This window comes from Photobacterium sp. DA100, from assembly GCF_029223585.1.
Taxonomy (GTDB): Bacteria; Pseudomonadota; Gammaproteobacteria; order Enterobacterales; family Vibrionaceae; genus Photobacterium.
This window is the reverse complement of sequence record NZ_CP119424.1, coordinates 1,115,669-1,136,176: the sequence shown is the minus strand read 5'-3', so window position 1 is coordinate 1,136,176 and position 20,508 is coordinate 1,115,669. Positions and strand designations below refer to the sequence as shown.

Here is a 20,508-nt window from a genome sequence, read left to right as displayed (position 1 = left end):
AGACGCCATCCATCACCGGTTTGGATGGTATTGATGTAAACGCAGCGAAAGCGGTAGATACCGATTTTGGTCGAGGTACCATCAAAGACAATGCGCTAAAAGCTGTCGTAACCAGTCAATTGTTCAAAACACGAGTTGTAAAAGCGAAAAAAGGCAAGGGGAGTTTCAAGCGCAAGGGTAAGCATGCAGGACGAGAGTCCTATTCAATGGCGGCGTGATTTCGTCATCATTGGATAGGACTTTCTTCCTTTTAAGTTAACTAAGCAAAGCACCTCACTATTTTTCAATATGTTAGCTTTAGCCGCAACATGGCTAGGTTAGCGACTCAAAGACCCACGTATATTAGGCTGCTAGGCCGACAGCTCCTCCGGCTGATTTCAAGTGTTTTCCGCCTATAAGGCGCGATCCATCACATGATGTATAACATGCCGTCATCAATGTCATGGTTTGTTAAGACCCATTCACAAATTGATACCTGTTTTCTTAAAATTGAGCGATTTTTGACTTGTTTGATTTTTGTTCAGCTTGCATTATGTACACCCTGTAACAAGTTGGGGTGGTCGCTAAGTGGCTTATATTTAACGGCTTTACTTGTGGTCATGTTAAAAAAGTGACAGTTTGATGCTGGCTAGGTCTTTGAGTTATCAGCTGTTTGAATGCAAACGCACTATCGGGTTAGGACTTTTTTGTCACAGACCTGTAGTCATGAATCAAGAAAACAGAATAGACAGATGAAAAAGCAGATTACAACCAAGAGACGTAATACATGCCGAACCAAGAGAATTCTCGGCGTAAGTAGTGGGGTAATAGTTGGCGGGCTTCTTTTCGTTGGAAGTGTGCAATCAGCTGACAAGTGGGAAGAAGTTGAGAATGTGCATAATGGGCGGGCTCCCTTGTGCCATCATATCGAGACTGGCGCACTTAAGTTCTGTTCTGATATCCAGCAAGAACATGAGGAGCCATAAAGATAGCCCAAGACTCTTATAGGCTGTGTGAGTTAACGGAGGAGTACGTGTTAGTGCTCCTTTTTGTTATCTAAACCACAAGACGCTGTCATGATGTAACGAAGCTACACTATAGATGGGTACACAAAGCTTCGTTGATACTATGAAAAAATTAATATTTGGCTTGGCTGGTTTTTTCGTATTAATCACTATTCTCCTGCAGTTCGATAGCGAAGAAAGCCTTGTCTCAAGGCAAGTAAAGGGCTTGGCACCGGCTGAACCTAATTACCTGCTGGAAATCGAAGGGCATATCAGCCGGAGCCCGCGACCAGAAGAAACGTTTGCCTTTCCCATCAAAGTGGGAGAGATAGGTCCGGTCAACTCACTCTACTCAGGTCCCAATCAATACCCTTTTTTCTGTATGACGGTCGATTCTGGACTTGGACAACCTGTTGTTGATAACCAGGATGGATATGGCGTTCCTGTTTATGACCCCGTTAATGGGGTTAAACTGATGGGTTACTCTAAAGATTGTGCTATTAAAACCCAGTTATCCTATGTGGTGGTGGACGAAAACAATGTCTTAGTGAGCAGGAGTGAGCTGGAACTCAGGCAGGATCCACCCAGTAAAGGTGAGCTCTTGGTCCGGGTCGAAAAAGGAACGATTAACCGGTATATCTATACTATTGCGATGCCTATCAGTATTGACGAAGTGGGAAAACAGGACAGCGCTGAGGTATGGAACCAAAGGTTAATCTACCGGTTCGAAGGTGGCTCAGGCTTAGGATTTCGCCAAGGTAAAATGAAGCTCAACCGGCTGATTGATAAAGAGCTGCCCCAACTGAGGAAGGGATATGCCGTTGTAGCGTCCAGTGGCAATAAGACCAGTTATGGCTACAACATGCTACTGGCTGAAGATACGGCTAGAAGGGTGAAGGCGCAGTTTGTCAGTTTGTTCGGAGAGCCCATATACACCATAGGGATCGGTGGTTCGGGCGGGGGGCTTGCCCAGTACCTGATTGCCCAAAATAGTGAAGGGATTCTCGATGGCCTGCTCCCTTTGTATTCGTACCCGGACATGGTCAGTGTTTCGATATACGCCTTAGATTGTGATTTGCTCAATACTTATTTTAGCTTTAGAGCAAGTGACAGGGACAGGTGGCAGGATTGGCAGTCTCGCCAGCATATTGAGGGGTTGAGGGCCATCAACGAGGCTGAGCAAAGATTTGGCTGGCTTCAGCCGTTGAATCAGTTAGTCCGTTTTAAAATGCCACAGTTTCCGCAAGGTAATAGCGAATGTATAAATGGCTTTTTTGGTCTAAGCAGCTACCTCAATAACCCAAGGCAGGGTTTCCTGAAACCGTATTACCACGAGTCAGTCGTTGATAAGGTCAATTGGAATTACTGGCAAGATCTTGTCCACATTTACGGCAAGGATGAGCATGGTTTTGCCCAGTCGACGTGGGACAACGTGGGTGTGCAGTATGGGCTTCAAGCGCTGCGCGAAAAGGTGATATCCATTGATGAATTCATTGAGATCAACCAGAGAATAGGGGCTTGGAAACCGTTTAACGACATGGAATCCGAGAGAAAACTGAGCCTAAGTGCAAGTATTCCACCGTTATGGCTCTCTCTGTGGGGGGAGCACAATGTAACGGAAGACAAAAGAACGCCGGCTAAGCGGCGATCCGCTCCTTTGTCGGCTATCGAAAGAGCTTATCAATACGGCCAAGTCTTCATTGGCAACGTCAGCTTGCCGATCATTGATATACGCCATCACCTCGAAGATGATTTGAATATGCACCATACTTCCGCCTCTTTTTCGACGCGGTTGCGGATCCTGGATGAAATGGGACATGCCGACAATCACGTGATATGGATTTCCGACAAGCAGTATAATCCTGTTGAGCAAGCCTATACCCTGATGGATCAATGGTTAATAGCGATTAAAGCGATGCCCGAGTCGATGAGCTATTCCGCGAAGGTGAAAGAGGCGAAACCCCAGCTTGCCGTTGATACGTGTTTCAGTGCCGAAGGAACGATTCATGCCTCTGGCAAAAGGGTATTTGATGGACAGTGGAATGGTAAGAACAATGGCCCATGCACTGATTCGTACCCCATCTATAGCAATAGCCGTATACAGGCAGGAGCGCCATGGAAAGGCAGTATCTTCAAGTGCCACACTATTGCTGTCGAAGCCGCGATAGCTAAAGGGATGTATGGCGACGTTGATGCTAGGGCTAGATTGAGCGAGCTACAAAAAACTTTCCCCGATGGCGTCTGTGATTATTCCTTGGGTGACAAGGGGCGTCCTGTATCAATAGACCGAAATAACGCAGGTTAGGTATTTGCCGGGTATACAAAAGGCAGGATGGGTATCTAGCAATTGCAGGCTAGCCGATGGCGGTTGTAGTTGTTGCAAACGAATAGCTTGATGAAGCCCACACTTAACAGTGCGGGCTTATTCTATTTATAAAAAATGACTTTTAATTAGGCGCGGTATTGTGTGATATTGCCAACGTTTAATGTAGGAGCCGTATACCCAGGGATCTTGAAGTTACGCGGGTATATATATTTCAGGAGGAACAATGGAGCTTTCCCTTCGATCGGCAACAGAATCAGACATCGGCTTTTTGCTTACGCTAAGAGACAAAACAATGCGGAGTTACCTTGAGGAAGCGGGAATGCCAACCTGCCGAGAGGAGTACGAAAAGCGTATCCGTTACCAGTTTGACCATGCAAAGATAGTTGAAATGGCTGGAAAGCCAATTGGCTTATTTAAGGCGGCATACAATTCAGAGCAGAATTACTGGTCTTTAATCCAAATACAAATTGCACCAGAATATCAAGGGATGAAAATTGGCCGCCGGCTTATTGGTCAGTTGATTGAGCAAGCAAAAGTTGCCGGTGCGACAGTGGGGCTGAGTGTTATAAAGACGAATCCAGCACGAGACCTCTATTCACGCCTTGGCTTCAAGGTTGTAGGCTCATCTGGCTCCGAGCTTATAATGGAGCGGCATAGTTAATATTGGTACCAAATAGAAGGCTAATAGGCTTAATCTTGAGAAGTAGATAAAAATGAAAAACAAAATAGTTAAACTCGGATTTATCGCAGCCGCCGCAATGAATATTGGCGGCGTTTTATTTTTTTCCCGCGTTTTTACCAATACAGCAATAAACGACGCAGACCCTGTTGTTATGTCGAACTTTGGTCTGCTGATGATTGTTGTATGGGGACTGGCTTATCTCGGTGCTGCATTTATCAAGTCCAATATCAGATGGCTAGCTGCTGCCTTTGCTGTAGAAAAGCTGGTTTACGTGGTGGCTTGGTTAGCATGGTTTTTTCAAAATAGTCTATCAGATGTTTATAACGTCGATATGTTTGCTGGGGTGTTCTTTAGCATCTACGGCCTGAATGATTTGATATTTATGCTGTTCTTTATCTGGGTTTTTAAGTTACAGAGTAAGGGAGATATTGAATAATTTAACGGTATATGACTTTATCGATTGATAACCTTAACCTTTTGGGTATAGCACGAATGAATCCAGAGCAAATTGGCAAAGCTTACGATCAGATCACCCATCTATGGGAAAGCAATGATTTCGACCGAAACAATGGGGTTGAAGCCCACAAGCGAGCATTGACTTTTGTTAAGAACAAAGGGAAAGCACTGGATATCGGGTGCGGCTGTACAGGGCGGTTTATTGAATTGCTGTTGAATGAGGGTTTTGGGGCTAGCAGCATTTCGGGCATTGATGTATCAGAGAAGATGTTGGCCATCGCGAAGCAACGCCATCCCGAGATAGACTTCATTCAGGCTGATATTTGCAAACATCAATTCACCGAGCAGTATGATTTTATCTCTGCCTGGGACAGCATCTGGCATATACCGCTGGAACAGCAGCGTTGTGTTCTTACAAAGATAGTCGCAAGCCTCAGGCATGGAGGGGTGTTTGTCTTCTCGTTTGGCGGAACCGCGGATGAGGGATACCATACCGATGATTTTATGGGGCCGGAAGTCTATTACTCATCACTGGGGACCAATGGTTTTCTGCATTTGTTTATTGAGCTTGGCTGCATGGTAAGGCACCTGGAGATTGATCAATATCCCGAGTTGCATACTTACCTTATTGTTGAAAAAACTAATTAGGGCTTTGAGTTAAATAGTTACATCACCAATGCATCCAGCGCTTGAGTGCCAACCACGCATTGTCTACAATGACGCACTTTTTACTATTATCAGGTCAAAAACATGAGCGACTCTAAACCAGCATTGCCAGATCATCTTGCATGTAATCCACGTAGCCCATTTCACGTGGCGGAATGTTTTGAACATCAGATCGGTATTCGTCTAAACGGCAAAGAGCGTACAGATGTTGAAGAGTACTGCATCAGTGAAGGCTGGGTTAAAATCCCTTCGCCTAAAGCCTTGGATCGTCGCGGCCAGCCAATTCTGATTACCCTCAAAGGTACGGTTGAAGCGTATTATGTGTAAGTAGCAGCTGTTACTTACACATAATCTTCACATAGAGCCTAACTCCAGAGCGGTAGCTCGATGGGCTCTATGTGTTTTCCTGTAAACTCCCCCTGCACACTCTCGCATTATCGCATCATTGCATTTTGAAACTACGTCATTGGCCAATAAAAACACCGCCATGAGGCTAACACCGATCAGTTAAGCCATTGATCAGTTGAATGATCCTACGGTTGAGTGAAAATACCCTCAGACATTAAGTATGAGGGTATTTTTTATGTTGGCACATTGGCTGATCGATGTTGATGATTTTGCTTCACCTGACTCACTCTCTTTGTTTCAAAAAGAGTTGCCTCTTGAGTGGATTCAACAAGCACTCGATGACACCAACAAGGCAAGTTTAAGGCGACGGAAGCTACCTGCTGAGCTTGTGGTCTGGCTTGTTGTTGGGATTGGTTTATACCGTGATAGACCGATTACCGATGTACTTGATAAGCTAGACCTTAAGCTTTCCAGTTCTCTAGGTGAGTCCATTGCTCCGAGTGCGATCCCCCAAGCAAGAAAACGGTTAACAGCTAAGCCTCTCGAAGCCCTATTTACATTAACTTCACAGCATTGGGTACAAACAGAGGATAGTGAAGATACATGGTTCGGGTTAAAGCTTTTCTCTGTAGATGGCACGCAATTTAGGACCCACGATACCCCAGCCCTTGCAGAGCATTTTCAATACGTTAAGCACAGTAAAACTCGCCATACTGAATACCCAGTTGTAAGGCTATGTGCACTCTGCTCCCTCCGAAGTCGGCTAATCCATAATGTCGCTTTTGGTCCTAGCTACAAGGGTGAAGAAAGCTACGCCAAGCAACTCATTTCCTCTGCAACAGCCAACTCCCTTACTATTTTCGACCGATGCTATTTAGGTGCAGAGTTGATGATTAACTGGCAAAACCAACATGGTTCTAGCCACTGGATGACTCCCATTAAATCCAATACAAAGTACACAATCATAGAGCAGTTAGATGAAGACGGGCGTGACTTGATAGTAGAAATGAATGTTTCTCAACAAGCTCGCAAAAAAGATCCTCATCTGCCTGAAAAGTGGCAGGCTAGACTTGCGCTTTATCCAGAAAAAGATCAACCCAATCATATCAAAGGGGTTTTGACGTCCCTAACAGACAAAAAATATGACCTGCAATCCTTGCTTAATGTTTACTTCGAACGATGGGAAATCGAAAACAGTTACGGGGAGATAAAACACGACATGCTTGAGGATGAGATCCTACTTCGCAGTCAATCAATCGAAGGTGTTGAGCAGGAGATCTGGGGCACCTTAATTGCCTATAATCTAGTCCGGTTGGAAATAAGCCGAATAGCGAAAGAAGCTAAAGTGTCGCCTTTACGGATCAGTTTTATGATGGCTTTGAGGGATATCCAGGATGAATTAATGTGGTGTGCAATCGCATCGCCCGGCTCAATACCCAAGAAGTTAAGGGCAATGCGAGAGCGAGTAAAACGTTATATTTTGCCTGAGCGAAAAAAACGGCCCAAATCAAGGACCGTTCGTATCAGTAAAACTCGCTATGTGGTTCGCTCCAAGCATCTTAATTGATAGGAGTTAGCCATGAGGCGGTGTTTTGGGTTTAAGTCAACGCTCGGTATATGGTTTACTGAACAACTTCGCCGCTTTCGATAACGGTTTTACGCACTTTATCTGCAAACGCCAGGGCTTCGTTACGAATCTTGTCTTCGTCAACGGTCGTCATGGTGCGGTCTTTCATCAAAATCTGACCGTCAACGATGGTGTGTTTCACATTTGCTGCATAAGCAGAGTAAACCAGCGCAGAGTATGGGTTGTAGACAGGCACCATATTAGGAGCCTTGGTATCAATTACGATGATATCGGCTAGTTTGCCGACTTCCAGTGAACCGATAGTGTCTTCCATGTGAAGGGCACGGGCGGCACCGATAGTCGCCATCTCAACGACTTTCATTGGAGGCATCGCAGCACGATCTTTGTTGACGAGTTTGTGGACTTTGGCAACCTGGTTGAATTCGTCAAGGGTAGAAATAGTGTTACCGGACATCGGACCATCGGTACCCAGACCGATGCGTAAACCGTCGTCAAACATCTTAAGGGCCGGGGAGACGCCTTTTGCTGACTTGATGTTTGCACTCATGTTGTGGGCGATCCCCACATCATGCTTTTTCAGGAGTTCAATATCGCTATCGCTTACGTTGATAACATGGGCACCAACAAGGTTCGGGGTAAGTGCACCGATATCGGCCATGTATTCAACCGGTGACATACCGCCGCTGCGCTCAGCAATGACCTGATCTTCGCGATCAGATTCCGCAAGGTGGATTAACACTGGGACATCATATTTCTTCGACAGCTCGGTGATCTTTTGTAGCGTTTCTGTGGTGTTGGTATATGGTGCGTGTGGGGCAAATGCCGGTGTGATACGAGGGTGATCTTTATATTCTTCGATGAAGTTAACCGCGTACTTGATGCCCTCTTCTGCGTTTGCCGCATCGGCTACTGGGAATTTAATCACCGTTTCACCCAAGATAGCGCGCATACCGATTTCATCGACAGTTTTAGCGACTTCATCTTCGAAGTAATACATGTCCGCATAGGTCGTGACACCACCTTTTAGCATCTCAACGTTACCTAACTGGGCGCCGATGCGTACCATATCACGTGTTACAAGTTTATTTTCCAACGGGAAGATATAGCGGTGGAGGCGATCTGGCACATCATCGGCTAGCGAGCGGAATACCGTCATGGAAACGTGAGTGTGGGTGTTGATAAGGCCCGGCATCACGATATCACCGTCGGCGTCGATCACTTTCTTCGCCTCAAACTCTTCAATGTCACTGCCGTCAGTGACTGCGACAATTTTGTTTTCTTTTACCGCCACAAGACCATTTTCATAAACGTTCTTGTCATTGTCCATTGTAAGGACGGTGGCGTTTTTGATCAGCAGGTCGACATTTTCAGCGGCCACACCGGTTGCACTAGCAAGAGAAGCTGCAGCAAGAGAAACCGCTACAAGAGTTTTTTTGAACATGATTATCACCAGACAGCAATGAAATTGCGCTGATAATACCTAATAGCAAACTATTGAAAATCAGTAATACAGACTCTGCTTACAATCTGTGAGCATGGTCACTATACGGCATAGCGGTTAGCTACAAAACGAACAATAAAGCAGCGAAATGGCAGGGCGAAACGATTGCGTCGCCCCGATTGGGGTTGGTTACTACGGCTTCAGGCTTTGCTTTCGGAGTGCGTACAGCATCCATATGGTCAGCATACTGCTACACATCGGTAGGGCAATCCAAACACCGTTAACCCCCAATAGCTTGGCTAAGCCAAATATGAAGAGGCTGATTAGGATCAGCTTACCCCCAGACAGCATAGAAGCTTCGCGAGCCCGGTTAATCGACTGGAAATAGGTTGCACCGACCAGCAGCATTCCTTCCATAGGTAAGCCCCAGAAATAGTGCTGGATACCATTGATTGCAACAGGGTGAAGGGCAGGGTTGTCACCGGCAAAGAGATATACCAGTAAATCTGGTTGGCTATAGATGAAGACTACCCCCACGAGTGCAAACCCAAGCGTTGTGGCGAAGGCAAGATTTCTCACCGCAATAACGCGGTCATGCCTACCAGCTCCTGTGTTGTAGCTGGTGATTGGTTGGATCCCCAACGCAATTCCCTCAAAAATAAGGTAAAAGAAAGCTTCGGTATAACTAATAATGCCGTATGCGGCAACGTGGATCGGTTTGCCGACCCAAAGGAAGGCTTTGTTGTGCAGGGTCAACACGACAGATAAATAGAGGTACATCAGCAAGCTGGAAAATCCCAGCTGGCAAATCTGGCCGATGTCGTGCCACCGCAACCGGAGGGTTTGCCAGGAGATCCGGAGCTGGCTTTTGTCTGAGAAAAAATGCTGCAGGCAAAGCAGGGCGGTTGCCAGCTGGGAAAGCATCGTGGCAATCGCTGCACCAGTTAGCTCCCATGGGATCACAACAATGAATAACCAGTCCAGCACAACATTCAGCACTCCGCCGAGGATCATGATCAAGGTGACACGGTTCGGTTGCCCGTCATTGCGCAGCAGGGCAGATAAAGCCATCGAAATGATAGGAAAGGCACCAAGGCTGAAATACCAGAACAGGTAGTCCGAGGCCATCTGTAAGATTTCGCCTTCTGCACCAAGCCAACGCAGCATCGACTCGCCATATAAAACACCTAGGGTACAGGTGAGCAGTGATATCACAATACATAATGAGAGGGCATTGCCGACGATGTTCCTTGCTTGCTGTTCGTTACCTTCACCCAACTTTATTGATACCAGAGCAGACGCCCCCATGCCGACCATGGCCCCGAGTGCGTAGAGGACCGAACCGATTGGGTATCCGAGCATAATACCGGCGAGGCCATTCTCGCCAATGAAATGACCGACAAACATACCGTCAATGGCGACATAGATCCCCGTCACCAGCATGGCGGCAATAGTTGGTATGGTATAACGCAAAAAAAGACGCCCAAGTGAGTCTTCTTTGAGTGAGAGGTGTGAGGCTGCAGACATAATCAATTACTTATGCAAAGGAATGAAGGCACTCAATAAGAGGTATTTATGCACTATCTTATTGTTGGTTTCGCGTTTTAGTGGGTGATGAATATGGTACTCGCCATGGGAGATCTGATATTCATTGCGTAATTGTTCTGCCACATTGTCAGTGCAGCCCAACAGTTTTACCCCCTCACTCGCGTATTCATCGGTGTTATCCGGAAGCCGCCCTAGCCACCAGGCTGGTATTTCCTTACTAGCCTTACTGCGATCAAACCAATGATCTGCAACTACTACAATATAGGTTGGCTTTCCCTGTACCAAGGTCGATTTCACGCTCGCAATGGTATTCATCAATCCCTGGCGGCATGCTTTGTTGGCGCTGAGTAACCGGTGAGCGACAACAACGATAATGAAATCGGTTGTGTCAATAACAAAAACAGGCTGAGAGATTTGTTCGTCGTTTTTGTGCTGTGAAAAGTGAGCATCGATCTCTGCCTGTTCGAGAGTTGCCATGATCCGTCGGCACAGCGCTTTGCCGAGATGGTTTTCACGCATGCCGCGGTTGTGCACGGTAGGGTAATGCTGCGCACACAGTTTTGAGCAGTCTTGCTGGAACTGCTCGATACTGGTTGAAAGATAGTCAGATATTAGTTGCTCAGAAAACAAGGATGCCCCACTAGCTCACTGCGAAGACTGGAGTGGGATACCTTTTTCTCCAGTCTTAAGGTCCGGTACGGACGTAGATTACTATATCGTATCAGAAAATGGGCGGACAGCACCTAGTAACAGCAATTTACTTAGGATAAAACAGTGACTTATTTAACACGGATTGGTGTAAATCGCGCAGCAAACCCTTTTGCAAACCTGTTATAGCGAAGGGCCAGTAAACCCAGCGTCACGAAAATGTACATTATTGGCTCGAATAAGCCTGACTTTACCGACCAGATATAATGTATCGGTATGAGTATTGCGGCAACGTACACCCAGTTATGCAGTTTTTGCCAGCGCTTGCCCATACGTCGCTGAATGCCCTGAGGTGAGGTCACGGCCAATGCAAAGAGAATCGCCCAGCTTACCGCCCCCAGAGTGAGATAGGGCCTGCTAACAATCTCGTTGACGACAAGGGACCAATTGAAATTCAAATCAAGTGCCACATATCCGCCGAGGTGAAGTGCGGCCCAGAAAAAGCAATAAAGTCCCAACGGGCGGCGTACACGCACCAGCATACCGGCTTTCAATAGCTTGGCGACGGGTGATATAGCCAGGGTGAGCAGTAGGGTATTTAGCGCAGCCTTACCGGTAAAATGGCTGATCCCCTGAACAGGATCTGCGCCCAACCCACCACTTAGTGTCAGGTACACTAATTGGCCTATGAAGAACAGCGAAACACTATGGATGAACACCTTTAGCCAAAAAACGTGGCGCGGCGACATCTTCCAGCGCCAATTCGTTGTTATTTGCAATGGCATTTTGCTCTCCTGAACAAATATCAATGAGTTGAATTAAACTCAATAGTACTCAGTAATTACGTTTTAGATCTAAGCCCTGGTATAGCGAGGCAACCTGTGCTTCATAGCCATTGAACATCTTGGTTGGTTGCCTGCGGCTACTGAAGATACTGCCTTCGCCGATGAAACGTTCACTGGCCTGACTCCAACGAGGATGGTCGACTCGTGGGTTCACATTGGCATAGAAGCCGTACTCATTGGGTGCGAGAATATTCCAAGTTGTTGGTGGCTGCTTGTCAGTCAGAGTTATCCGAACGACGGATTTGATGCTCTTGAACCCGTACTTCCACGGTACGACGAGCCTTATTGGGGCTCCGTTTTGTGGCGCCAGTGTTTTGCCGTATAGGCCGACAGACATGAGAGTGAGTGGGTGCATGGCTTCATCCAACCTTAGCCCTTCTACATAGGGATAATCAATACCGCCTCCTAAGCGTCTTGAAGCTTGTCCAGGCATTTGCTTGGGATCATAAAGGGTTTCGAAGGCAACATATTTAGCGTTACTGAGCGGCTCTGCTTTCCTGAGTAGTGAAGCGAGTGGAAAACCTAGCCACGGAATGTTCATCGACCAGGCCTCCACACATCGAAGACGGTAGATACGCTCCTCAATGGGGAATGATTTGAAGATATCTTCATAGCCTAGCGTGATCGGATTGCTGACAAGGCCGCCAATTTCTATATTCCAAGGGTTGGTTTTGAAGTTCTGGGCCCTTGCTGCAGGATCCGATTTATCGGTGCCAAATTCATAGAAGTTGTTGTATTGCAGTACTTTGTCTTCGGGAGTCAGAGACAAGGCTTGGTTCGAATAAGCCGATGCCTTAGAAGCTATAACGCGCCTCCTATCGACAACCTCATCTTTTTTGCCAAAGCCATCAAAAAGGCCTGCTTGAGCGGTATTGGCGAGCGGGAAGCTCGCAACCGTAATACCCAATGCTTTTAAAATGGTACGTCTTTGCTTGTAGATAGTTTCAGGTGTAGCTTCATTCCCACTCAGTGATAGCTGAGATGGCTTTTTGATTAGCATTGAATAATCCTTTATCAAAGATGGTGGTAAACAAATAGACCTAGCTATCAGTTAATTAATTTCACACTAAGGTCGGATTTCGTTGGAAATTCATATCAAAGCAGGTAAGGTCAGCGCCCAAAGTGCAGGAGTAAGCAACTCAGTACGTGACTTAAGTGAAGAATAGGAAAAATGGAGCCGTTATGGTGGCGACCAATGAGTTTAGTGCCAATATTGAATTGCAGCATATCTACCTAGAAGCCTACAGCGAGCGCTATCACTCTCTTCGGCAGTATTTCGAAGCCTATTATTGCTATCGCCATAACTTGGTGACACGCCAAGGCAAGCCAGACTGGCTGCAAATCTTTCATTTTGCCAGACCGTCAATGAAAGCGAGTGCCTGCAAAACGCGTAAAGAGACAGTACGCGAGTTGGCACTGCCGCTATCGGTGATTACAGGTAAGTTAAAGGCTTTGGTAAGAGATGAAGAACTAACGGTAGAGGCGATAGCTGAAATATTGGATGAACATCTTGAATATGTGATCCTGTCACGTTTCGAATGGCAGAAACTCTGTCAGTTAGGGTTCGAAGACAGGATGCCTCCATCGTTTTTCCAGCCTAGTGATCCTGGATACCAAGACGTCATGATCCGATTTAGTTTGGCCGGGATCGAATTTTAAGCAAATAATTTCTTAACTTCAGTTCTCATTTAGAGTTCTTATTCTAAACTGTCTGAATCAAAAGGAGTTTTAGACAGTATGATCATTGAAGGTACTATTGGAACTAAATCAGCGTTAGTTGTTGAAGGCGGGGCAATGCGAGGGATTTTTGCTGCGGGTGTGCTGGACCACTTCCTCGACATTGGCCATCGACCATTTGATTTTTGTATTGGTGTTTCAGCTGGTTCGACAAATTTGGCTGCTTGGCTGGCCAATCAACCGGGACGCTCGCACCGGGTTATTACTGACTACTCTTGTCGTAAGCAATTTATCGACTTTACCCGCTTTATTCGTGGTGGACACTGGCTTGATCTTGATTGGCTATGGGAGGTGACGATCGATGAAATCCCGATTGATGGCTGGGAGCTAGAGCAGCAGTCGATACCGCTGTTTGTCGTAACAACCAATGTTGAAAACGGTGAGCCTCATTATATCCAGGCCACTGAGCAAAACTTGAATCAGCTGTTAAAGGCTTCTTGTGCCGTACCGTTAGCATACAGGGACTTTCCGCAAATGGATGGCTACGAGATGACTGATGGGGGGGTGGCAGATTCCATCCCGGTTATTAAAGCCTATGAAATGGGTGCGCGCGATATTACGGTTGTGCTTTCACGTCCGCAGGGCTATCGGAAAAAATCTCCGAGCAGCGCTTGGTTAGTGCGAAAATTGCTAGGTGAAAAAAAACACTTAGTGCAGGCGATGCTGGAGCGTGCAGAACGCTATAATCGTGCGATCGATTTTATCTCTAATCCGCCAGACGACTGCAACATCAAGGTCATTAATCCACCAGATAACTTTGAAGTGGGGCGGGTAACCACCGACAGTCGTAAATTGCAGCGGGGTTATGAGCAGGGTATTGCGGCAGCTAAAGTAATGACACCAAGCTAAACTCCAATAGTAATGATCACGTTAGGGTGTAGCAAGCATGATGAAAACACAGCAACTGGGTTTTTCGGGCAGCTGTTATTGGTGCATGGAAGCTGTGTTTCAATCGCTTGTAGGGGTTATATCGGCAGAGCAGGGGTGGATGAATGCGCTTGATGATACAGAGCGTTTCGAAGCCGTGCTGGTGGAATATGACCCACTCAAAATAACAGTAGATACATTAGTGGGCGTTCATCTCTATACTCACCATTGCACTTCCGAACATGCGCTTCGTAGCCGATACCCTTCTGTTGTTTATGCTTTCACAGAGCCTCAAAGAGTGAGGGCAATGGAGGCGTTAAATCTGCATCAAGCTGACTTTGGCGACCCGTTGCTAACACGGGTACAAGGAGCAGGTACCTTTATTTCCTGTGAGGATGAAAAGCAGAACTACTTTTTTTCCCACCCAAGTCGTCCTTTCTGTGAAGGGCAGATCATGCCTAAGCTACAAATTCTGCTGGCCCGTTATAGTACTCATGTCAGTGCAGGAAAAAGGCGTTTGATTGAACAGTTCCAGGAGCAGAGCACTACGATGAAAAAAGGCGGATCTGATGATCCGCCAAAATGAGCTAGTGAGTTATGGTTGTTTTATTCAGGCTGCGCCGATGACACCGCCGTCGGTGCGAGTGATGCGGATCACCGACGAACGTGGGATAGCGTCGCCGCCATCTGGGAAGTGGGAAGGTGCCAAATCTTCACCCGGGTGTTGGACACCGACGAACATGGTTTTCTGATCTGGGCTGAATGTCAGGCCGGTAATTTCACAGGCGATAGGGCCAGTCAAGAAACGACGGACTTCACCGCTGTCAGGGTCACCACACAGCATTTGGTTGTTGCCCATACCGGCGAAGTCTCCCTGGTTTGAATACTTGCCGTCTGTTTGGATCCATAGGCGTCCAGCGTTATCAAAACCGATACCGTCAGGGCTGTTGAACATGTTGTCGGCGTTGATGTTGTCGCTGCCTGCCATTAAGCCCTTGTGTACCGTCGGGTTACCGGCGATCAGATAAAGATCCCAATCGAAGTTGTTTGACGTATGATCTTGGCCCGATGGCATCCAGCGAACAATGTGGCCGTACGGATTATTCTCGCGTGGGTTGACCGCATCAACAGGTTGATTGGCCTTAACACCACGGTATTTGTTGTTGGTCAGCGTGCAGAAGACACTTTGGTTCTTCGGGTTTACTGCGACCCACTCAGGGCGGTCCATGGTGGTTGCGCCAACTTGAGTTGCAGCTTTACGCGCAAAGATAAGCACTTCAGCCTGGCTGTTGAAGCCATTTTCCTTGGTTAAGCCGTTTTTGCCGAAGGTCAGTTCAATCCATTCGCCTTTACCTTCAAGCTCACCGTCGTTGGCATGAAACTTGGCCACATAGAGAGTACCCTCATCCAACAAGTTGAGGTTTGCCGTTGGATTGCTCGGGTTGTATTTGTTTTTGGAGACAAAGCGGTAAAGGTGCTCGCCACGCTCGTCATCGCCCAGGTAAACCACAACACGGCCATCATTGTTAATGGTCAACGCCGCATTTTCGTGTTTAAAGCGGCCAAGCGCGGTCCGTTTTTTCGGCGTCGAATTTGGGTTCATCGGATCGATTTCAACGACCCAGCCGTGGCGGTGCGGTTCATTGGGGGTCTTGGCAAGATCAAAGCGCTCATCATGCTTGAACCAATCGTAACCGGCCCCTTTGGTATTCAGGCCGTAACGCGCATAGTTACTGTCAAGGGCAGGGGTTTCTGTTGAGCCAAACAGGCCATTGAAGTTTTCCTCGCAGGTGAGGTAAGTGCCCCAGGGCGTTTCACCATTCGCGCAGTTGTTGAACGTTCCTAATACCTTGGTGCCGTTTGGATCGGCAGCAGTCTTGAGTAGGGTGTCACCAGCAGCAGGACCGGTCAATTCCATCTCGGTATTCGCTGTAATGCGGCGGTTAAGGCGGCCCTCTAGGTTGACGATCCAGTGGTCATTTATCTTTTTCAGTTCAACAACAGAGATGCCGTGCGCGTTTTGCGACTTGATGACATCATCTGCTGACATCTCTTTTCCCTGATGGGCAAACAAGTACTCGTGATTGGTATATTCATTGTTGACACAAAGGACTGCCCGCTCATCGTTTATCAGGAAGAATGTCATGCCGTCATTGTTATCGCCAAACTGGCGGGCTTGTGCCTTGCTGCCTGCACTTTGACTAAACGCCGGGGCATCTTTGAAAAGCGGATCGCCCCAAGAGATAAGAACATCGGCTTGGTAGCCTTTTGGCACCGTGATTTTATCTTCGGTGGAAGCCGGGATAGCTTCAAAGCCAATCAGGTCTTTGTTGTCATTTGATCCAGCAATTGCACTAGATAGCGTTGAAGAGCCGAAAAACGCCACCGTCCCAGCGGCTGATGAGGCTTTGAGGAACTGACGACGGTTAAGTCCTTTATCGATGATTTGATTAAACTCTGGTTCTGCACGGAGAGAGAAATCAGTTTTGGCGCTCATTGTTGGCTTCCTTTTTGTTATCGCATTATTAGGCTGTTATGCATTTTGTTGTCAGTATCCTATAGGGTGTTTGTGACATAAATGTATCGATTTGGTGAACGTCACTTTGCAGAGCAGAAGCATTAATGCGACAGCGACGCAAACGTTTGCTTTATATTGTTTCAAAATGTTTCAGAGGGCGTTTTTTTCAAATTGCAACGTTGAATTCAAATCTCAGACCATTAAAATCCGCGCCCAAGAATTATTAAATTGTATATTTTTGGTGAGACGGACCAAAAGTTTCTACTTCAGGACCTATTCTTGAAACTACAATTTAACTGTAGCAAGGTAGTTACCCGCCTTGGTTCACAGCGCTCAAACTAAGTATCTATTTAATAATATCTTTCCTATGATTTTTACCCTTAGGGACTTGTTGTGAATTTGGAAAAGATATTTAAGCTTTCTGAGCGAAAGACAACTGTTTCGACAGAAATGTATGCAGGTTTTATTACCTTTTTGGCGATGAGCTACATCCTTGCCGTTAACCCTGCTATTTTAGGGGATATCCCTGGAATGGACAGAGGGGCGCTATTCACAGCAACTGCGATTGCCTCTGGCTTGGCAACATTGGTGATGGGGATCTGGGGTAACTATCCAGTCATGCTCGCTCCGGGTATGAGTATGAACGGCTTTTTCAAGGGCGTTCTACTAAGCGGCTCAATTGCTCTTGTATGGCATGAAGCGCTATTGGGTATCTTCCTTTCAGGTATCATTTACCTTCTGTTGAGTATGACTTCAATCCGAAAAAGCTTGATTGAATCGATTCCTGAAGATCTAAAGCTGGCTATTTCGGTATCTCTGGGCCTGTTTATTGCTTTCCTGGGCCTGAAAAATGCCGGTATTATTGTCTCTAACCCTATTATTCTTGTTAGCCTTGGCGATATCCGCGACCCTCAGGTGGCGATTGCATATATCTCTATCTTCATCGCTTTGGCTTGCATGATCCGCAACATCAAACTGGCCACATTCTTTGCATTTATCTCTGCGATTGCGCTGACTGTCGCTGCCGATGTTGTTATGGGGACTAGCAATGCCCCGATTCCAGACTCAATCGTATCTTTGCCACCGAGCATCGCGCCGACATTCGGGCAGATTTTTGATTTCTCCGGCTTTACTCCGGAAAAAATGTTCGACTTGCTGTTTGTTGTTTTGATTTTCCTGATTGTCGACTTCTTTGATGGCCTAAGTACCATCGTTGGTGTAGGGCGTGATGCCGGTATCATTGATAAAGACGGTAAGGTGCCAAATGCCAAATCCGCCTTGGTTGCCGATGCCGGTGGTACAGTGGTTGGTGCGGTATTGGGTACGACATCGGTAACGGCTTTCTCTGAATCTGGTATTGCATCATCACAAGGGGCAAAAACCGGGTTGAGTGCGGTTGTTGCTGCAGGCCTGTTCTTTGCTTCGCTATTTTTCTATCCCATTTTCTCTATCTTCTCTGCGGCGATGGTAGCTCCAGCCATGGTTGTTGTTGGCATCTACATGATTGGCCGTATTGCCAAGATCCGTTGGGAAGTCGTGGAGGTTAGAATTGCCTCTTTCTTCACTATCATGTTTACCGTTCTGTCCTTTTCTCCGGCCAACGGTATGGCAATGGGCTTTGTCAGCTACGCGTTCTCGATGGTCGTTGCAGGTAAGGCAAAGGAAGTGCACCCTGTGATTTATACCTTGGCAGTAATTTTCCTCGGTTACCTGCTATTTATCTAAAATCAGCAACGACAATCTGTGTATACACATATAAAAGCGGCCTCTGGCCGCTTTTTGTGTTTATGCGGTGAGCTAATTTTTATCGCGGCATCACGAACCAAAGAGACATTGCAGATATGGAGAGTTTAACTTTAATGAATGTAAGTCCAGCGGAAAATTGAGTTCATCGCTGATAGCTACAGGTCTAACTAAATTCATCGTGAATGATTTGGTAATGGTTAGTTCACAAAGCAAATTGCCTGTTGGGATATGCTTCTGATGCGCATAAAACTAACAATTTTTGGTCAACTATTGTTCTTTATTTGTTGTTTTATAGCAAAACTTGACACTGTGGGGGAGGAAATGGTTTGATCTATGTATTGTTTCATTATTTACAGGGCTAACTATTTCGTGCCAAAGCTTTACTGAGGCATTACCTGGCCCATCCGGCTAGGTTTACTGATAGGTCAGATAATGCTTCCGAAGGGACTGGCATAGTTGTAGGAAAATACAATGAAAAAAGTTGATAGATACAGCATAGACAATACGGATTACACGGTAGGGCAGGACAACATCCAAAAATGGGGGTTTGATGTTCACAACCCAGTATTCGGTACCAGTGCTGGCTTGATTGTTCTCTTTTTGATTGCTTCTTTGGTCAGCGATCCAGCGACTGCTAAAACCGCGTTAAATGGTGTTAAGAACAGCATCATTAACAACTTTGACGCTCTATTTCTTTGGTCTGGTAATATTTTCGTGATCTTCTGTTTGGGTCTGATCTTTTCGCCATTTGGGAAAATCCGAATCGGCGGCCAGGATGCAGAGGCAGACTATTCTCGTATGTCATGGTTGGCGATGCTATTTGCTGCTGGTATGGGTATCGGCTTGATGTTCTGGAGTGTAGCTGAACCTGTCGCGTATTACACAGGTTGGTATGGTACTCCTCTCAATGTTGACCCTAACACCCCTGCGGCAGTAGAGCTTGCCCTGGGGGCGACCATGTACCACTGGGGCCTACACCCTTGGGCGATTTATGGTGTGGTAGCGCTTTCGCTTGCTTTCTTCGCGTACAACAAGGGCCTACCGCTTTCAATTCGTTCTATTTTCTATCCGATTCTTGGCGACCGCGTCTGGGGTTGGCCGGGCCACATCATTGATATCTTTGCCGTTCTTGCAACATTATTCGGCCTTGCAACATCACTAGGCCTCGGTGCACAACAGGCTGCAAGTGGTATCGAACATGTATTTGGCATCTCTGGGGGTATTGGCCTGCAGATTGCGGTTATCACCTTGGTTACCTTGCTGGCGGTGATCTCTGTCGCCCGTGGTATCGATGGTGGTGTAAAGCTGCTGAGTAACATCAATATGCTGGTGGCTCTGGCGCTGTTGGTATTTGTCGCGCTGGCAGGGTTTGCTATCTCGATGGGGACCGTCCCAACAACAGTTACAGGTTATGCCAAAAATTTCTTTGCCTTGAGTAACCCGCATGGTCGTGAAGACCAAACCTGGCTGCACGGCTGGACTGTTTTCTACTGGGCTTGGTGGGTATCTTGGTCGCCTTTTGTTGGTATGTTCATCGCACGTGTTTCTAAGGGCCGTACTATTCGTGAGTTCATGATTGCAGTGCTGATTGTTCCAACGCTGATTACAACCCTTTGGATGTCTGTATTCGGTGGCCAGGCGATTGACCAAGTCATCAATGGTATCGGTGTCCTTGGCGAGAATGGGCTTACTTCGGTGCCGCTTGCGATGTTTGAGATGTTTGAGTCGCTACCGTTGAGTTCACTGCTATCAGTAATAGCGATTATCCTGGTAATGGTGTTCTTCATCACTTCATCAGATTCAGGATCTTTGGTTATCGATAATATTACTGCGGGTGGCAAAATTGACTCGCCAATGCCGCAGCGTATTTTCTGGGCATTTATTGAAGGTGCTGTTGCTGCTGTACTGCTTTATGTTGGTGGTACAGAAGCCATCGAAGCGCTGCAGGCGGGGGCGATTTCAACCGCATTGCCGTTCGTATTTATTCTGCTTCTGATGTGTGTCAGCTTGCTGATGGGCTTCAGTACCGAAAAGTACAGTAAGTAAAGACACGTGAATCGATAATGAAGACGCCGTCACAATGACGGCGTTTTTTTATTCTAAGGGGCG

At 46.7% G+C, this 20,508-nt stretch carries 18 protein-coding genes and 1 riboswitch; of the genes, 12 read left to right on the top strand and 6 right to left on the bottom strand.

Translation table 11 applies throughout. The features are described from left to right. The first annotated feature begins 11 nt into the window (after positions 1-11). From PTW35_RS22895 to PTW35_RS22865, 7 genes are all read left to right on the top strand, one after another. Positions 12-218, top strand: coding sequence for a ribosome alternative rescue factor ArfA (locus PTW35_RS22895; protein WP_281029128.1), 207 nt, complete (start codon positions 12-14; stop codon positions 216-218). Positions 219-1,107: 889 nt separating this feature from the next. Continuing rightward, complete coding sequence (locus tag PTW35_RS22890) at positions 1,108-3,288, top strand: DUF6351 family protein (protein ID WP_281027604.1); 2,181 nt, start codon at positions 1,108-1,110, stop codon at positions 3,286-3,288. A gap of 244 nt (positions 3,289-3,532) precedes the next feature. Then, on the top strand, positions 3,533-3,970 hold the full coding sequence (locus PTW35_RS22885) for a GNAT family N-acetyltransferase (RefSeq protein WP_281027603.1): 438 nt from the start codon (positions 3,533-3,535) through the stop codon (positions 3,968-3,970). A gap of 52 nt (positions 3,971-4,022) precedes the next feature. Next, positions 4,023-4,427 (top strand): hypothetical protein, encoded by a 405-nt coding sequence (locus PTW35_RS22880; protein ID WP_281027602.1) that lies wholly within the window; start codon positions 4,023-4,025, stop codon positions 4,425-4,427. Between the two features lie 56 nt (positions 4,428-4,483). Continuing rightward, entirely contained in the window at positions 4,484-5,095 is a 612-nt protein-coding gene (locus PTW35_RS22875) for a class I SAM-dependent methyltransferase (RefSeq protein ID WP_281027601.1), read from the top strand. Between the two features lie 102 nt (positions 5,096-5,197). Next, on the top strand, positions 5,198-5,440 hold the full coding sequence (locus tag PTW35_RS22870; RefSeq protein WP_039469403.1) for a DUF3297 family protein: 243 nt from the start codon (positions 5,198-5,200) through the stop codon (positions 5,438-5,440). Positions 5,441-5,696: 256 nt separating this feature from the next. Continuing rightward, positions 5,697-7,028 (top strand): IS4 family transposase, encoded by a 1,332-nt coding sequence (locus tag PTW35_RS22865; RefSeq protein ID WP_281025016.1) that lies wholly within the window; start codon positions 5,697-5,699, stop codon positions 7,026-7,028. Between the two features lie 55 nt (positions 7,029-7,083). On the opposite strand, the gene PTW35_RS22860 is transcribed toward PTW35_RS22865, so the two are convergent. The 5 genes from PTW35_RS22860 to msrP form a co-directional block, all read right to left on the bottom strand. Beyond that, a complete protein-coding gene (locus PTW35_RS22860) occupies positions 7,084-8,490 on the bottom strand; it encodes an amidohydrolase (RefSeq protein WP_281027600.1) in 1,407 nt (468 codons plus the stop codon). Between the two features lie 192 nt (positions 8,491-8,682). After that, positions 8,683-10,017: an MATE family efflux transporter gene (locus PTW35_RS22855; protein ID WP_281027599.1), complete on the bottom strand. Its 1,335-nt coding sequence runs from the start codon at positions 10,015-10,017 to the stop codon at positions 8,683-8,685. A 6-nt stretch (positions 10,018-10,023) separates the two neighbouring features. Further along, positions 10,024-10,668 carry a hypothetical protein gene (locus PTW35_RS22850; protein WP_281027598.1) on the bottom strand — a complete coding sequence of 215 codons (645 nt, stop codon included), beginning with the start codon at positions 10,666-10,668 and terminating at the stop codon, positions 10,024-10,026. Positions 10,669-10,817: 149 nt separating this feature from the next. Then, the gene (gene msrQ, locus PTW35_RS22845) at positions 10,818-11,471 is read right to left on the bottom strand and encodes a protein-methionine-sulfoxide reductase heme-binding subunit MsrQ (RefSeq protein WP_281027597.1); all 654 of its coding nucleotides are present in this window, start codon (positions 11,469-11,471) and stop codon (positions 10,818-10,820) included. A 49-nt stretch (positions 11,472-11,520) separates the two neighbouring features. Then, on the bottom strand, positions 11,521-12,531 hold the full coding sequence (gene msrP / locus PTW35_RS22840; RefSeq protein ID WP_281027596.1) for a protein-methionine-sulfoxide reductase catalytic subunit MsrP: 1,011 nt from the start codon (positions 12,529-12,531) through the stop codon (positions 11,521-11,523). A gap of 182 nt (positions 12,532-12,713) precedes the next feature. On the opposite strand from msrP, the gene PTW35_RS22835 reads away from it, so the two are divergent. The 3 genes from PTW35_RS22835 to PTW35_RS22825 all read left to right on the top strand — a co-directional run bounded on the left by PTW35_RS22835 (position 12,714) and on the right by PTW35_RS22825 (position 14,721). Next, entirely contained in the window at positions 12,714-13,190 is a 477-nt protein-coding gene (locus PTW35_RS22835) for a hypothetical protein (RefSeq protein ID WP_281027595.1), read from the top strand. Between the two features lie 78 nt (positions 13,191-13,268). Beyond that, positions 13,269-14,117: a patatin family protein gene (locus tag PTW35_RS22830; RefSeq protein WP_281027594.1), complete on the top strand. Its 849-nt coding sequence runs from the start codon at positions 13,269-13,271 to the stop codon at positions 14,115-14,117. Positions 14,118-14,154: 37 nt separating this feature from the next. Beyond that, positions 14,155-14,721 carry a peptide-methionine (S)-S-oxide reductase gene (locus PTW35_RS22825; protein WP_281027593.1) on the top strand — a complete coding sequence of 189 codons (567 nt, stop codon included), beginning with the start codon at positions 14,155-14,157 and terminating at the stop codon, positions 14,719-14,721. A 24-nt stretch (positions 14,722-14,745) separates the two neighbouring features. On the opposite strand, the gene PTW35_RS22820 is transcribed toward PTW35_RS22825, so the two are convergent. After that, a complete protein-coding gene (locus PTW35_RS22820) occupies positions 14,746-16,632 on the bottom strand; it encodes a PhoX family phosphatase (RefSeq protein WP_281027592.1) in 1,887 nt (628 codons plus the stop codon). A 229-nt stretch (positions 16,633-16,861) separates the two neighbouring features. Further along, positions 16,862-16,961: riboswitch (purine riboswitch) on the top strand. An 85-nt stretch (positions 16,962-17,046) separates the two neighbouring features. On the opposite strand from PTW35_RS22820, the gene PTW35_RS22815 reads away from it, so the two are divergent. Continuing rightward, positions 17,047-18,378 carry an NCS2 family permease gene (locus tag PTW35_RS22815; protein WP_281027591.1) on the top strand — a complete coding sequence of 444 codons (1,332 nt, stop codon included), beginning with the start codon at positions 17,047-17,049 and terminating at the stop codon, positions 18,376-18,378. Positions 18,379-18,870: 492 nt separating this feature from the next. After that, on the top strand, positions 18,871-20,445 hold the full coding sequence (locus tag PTW35_RS22810) for a BCCT family transporter (RefSeq protein WP_281027590.1): 1,575 nt from the start codon (positions 18,871-18,873) through the stop codon (positions 20,443-20,445). The last annotated feature ends 63 nt before the right edge of the window (positions 20,446-20,508 follow it).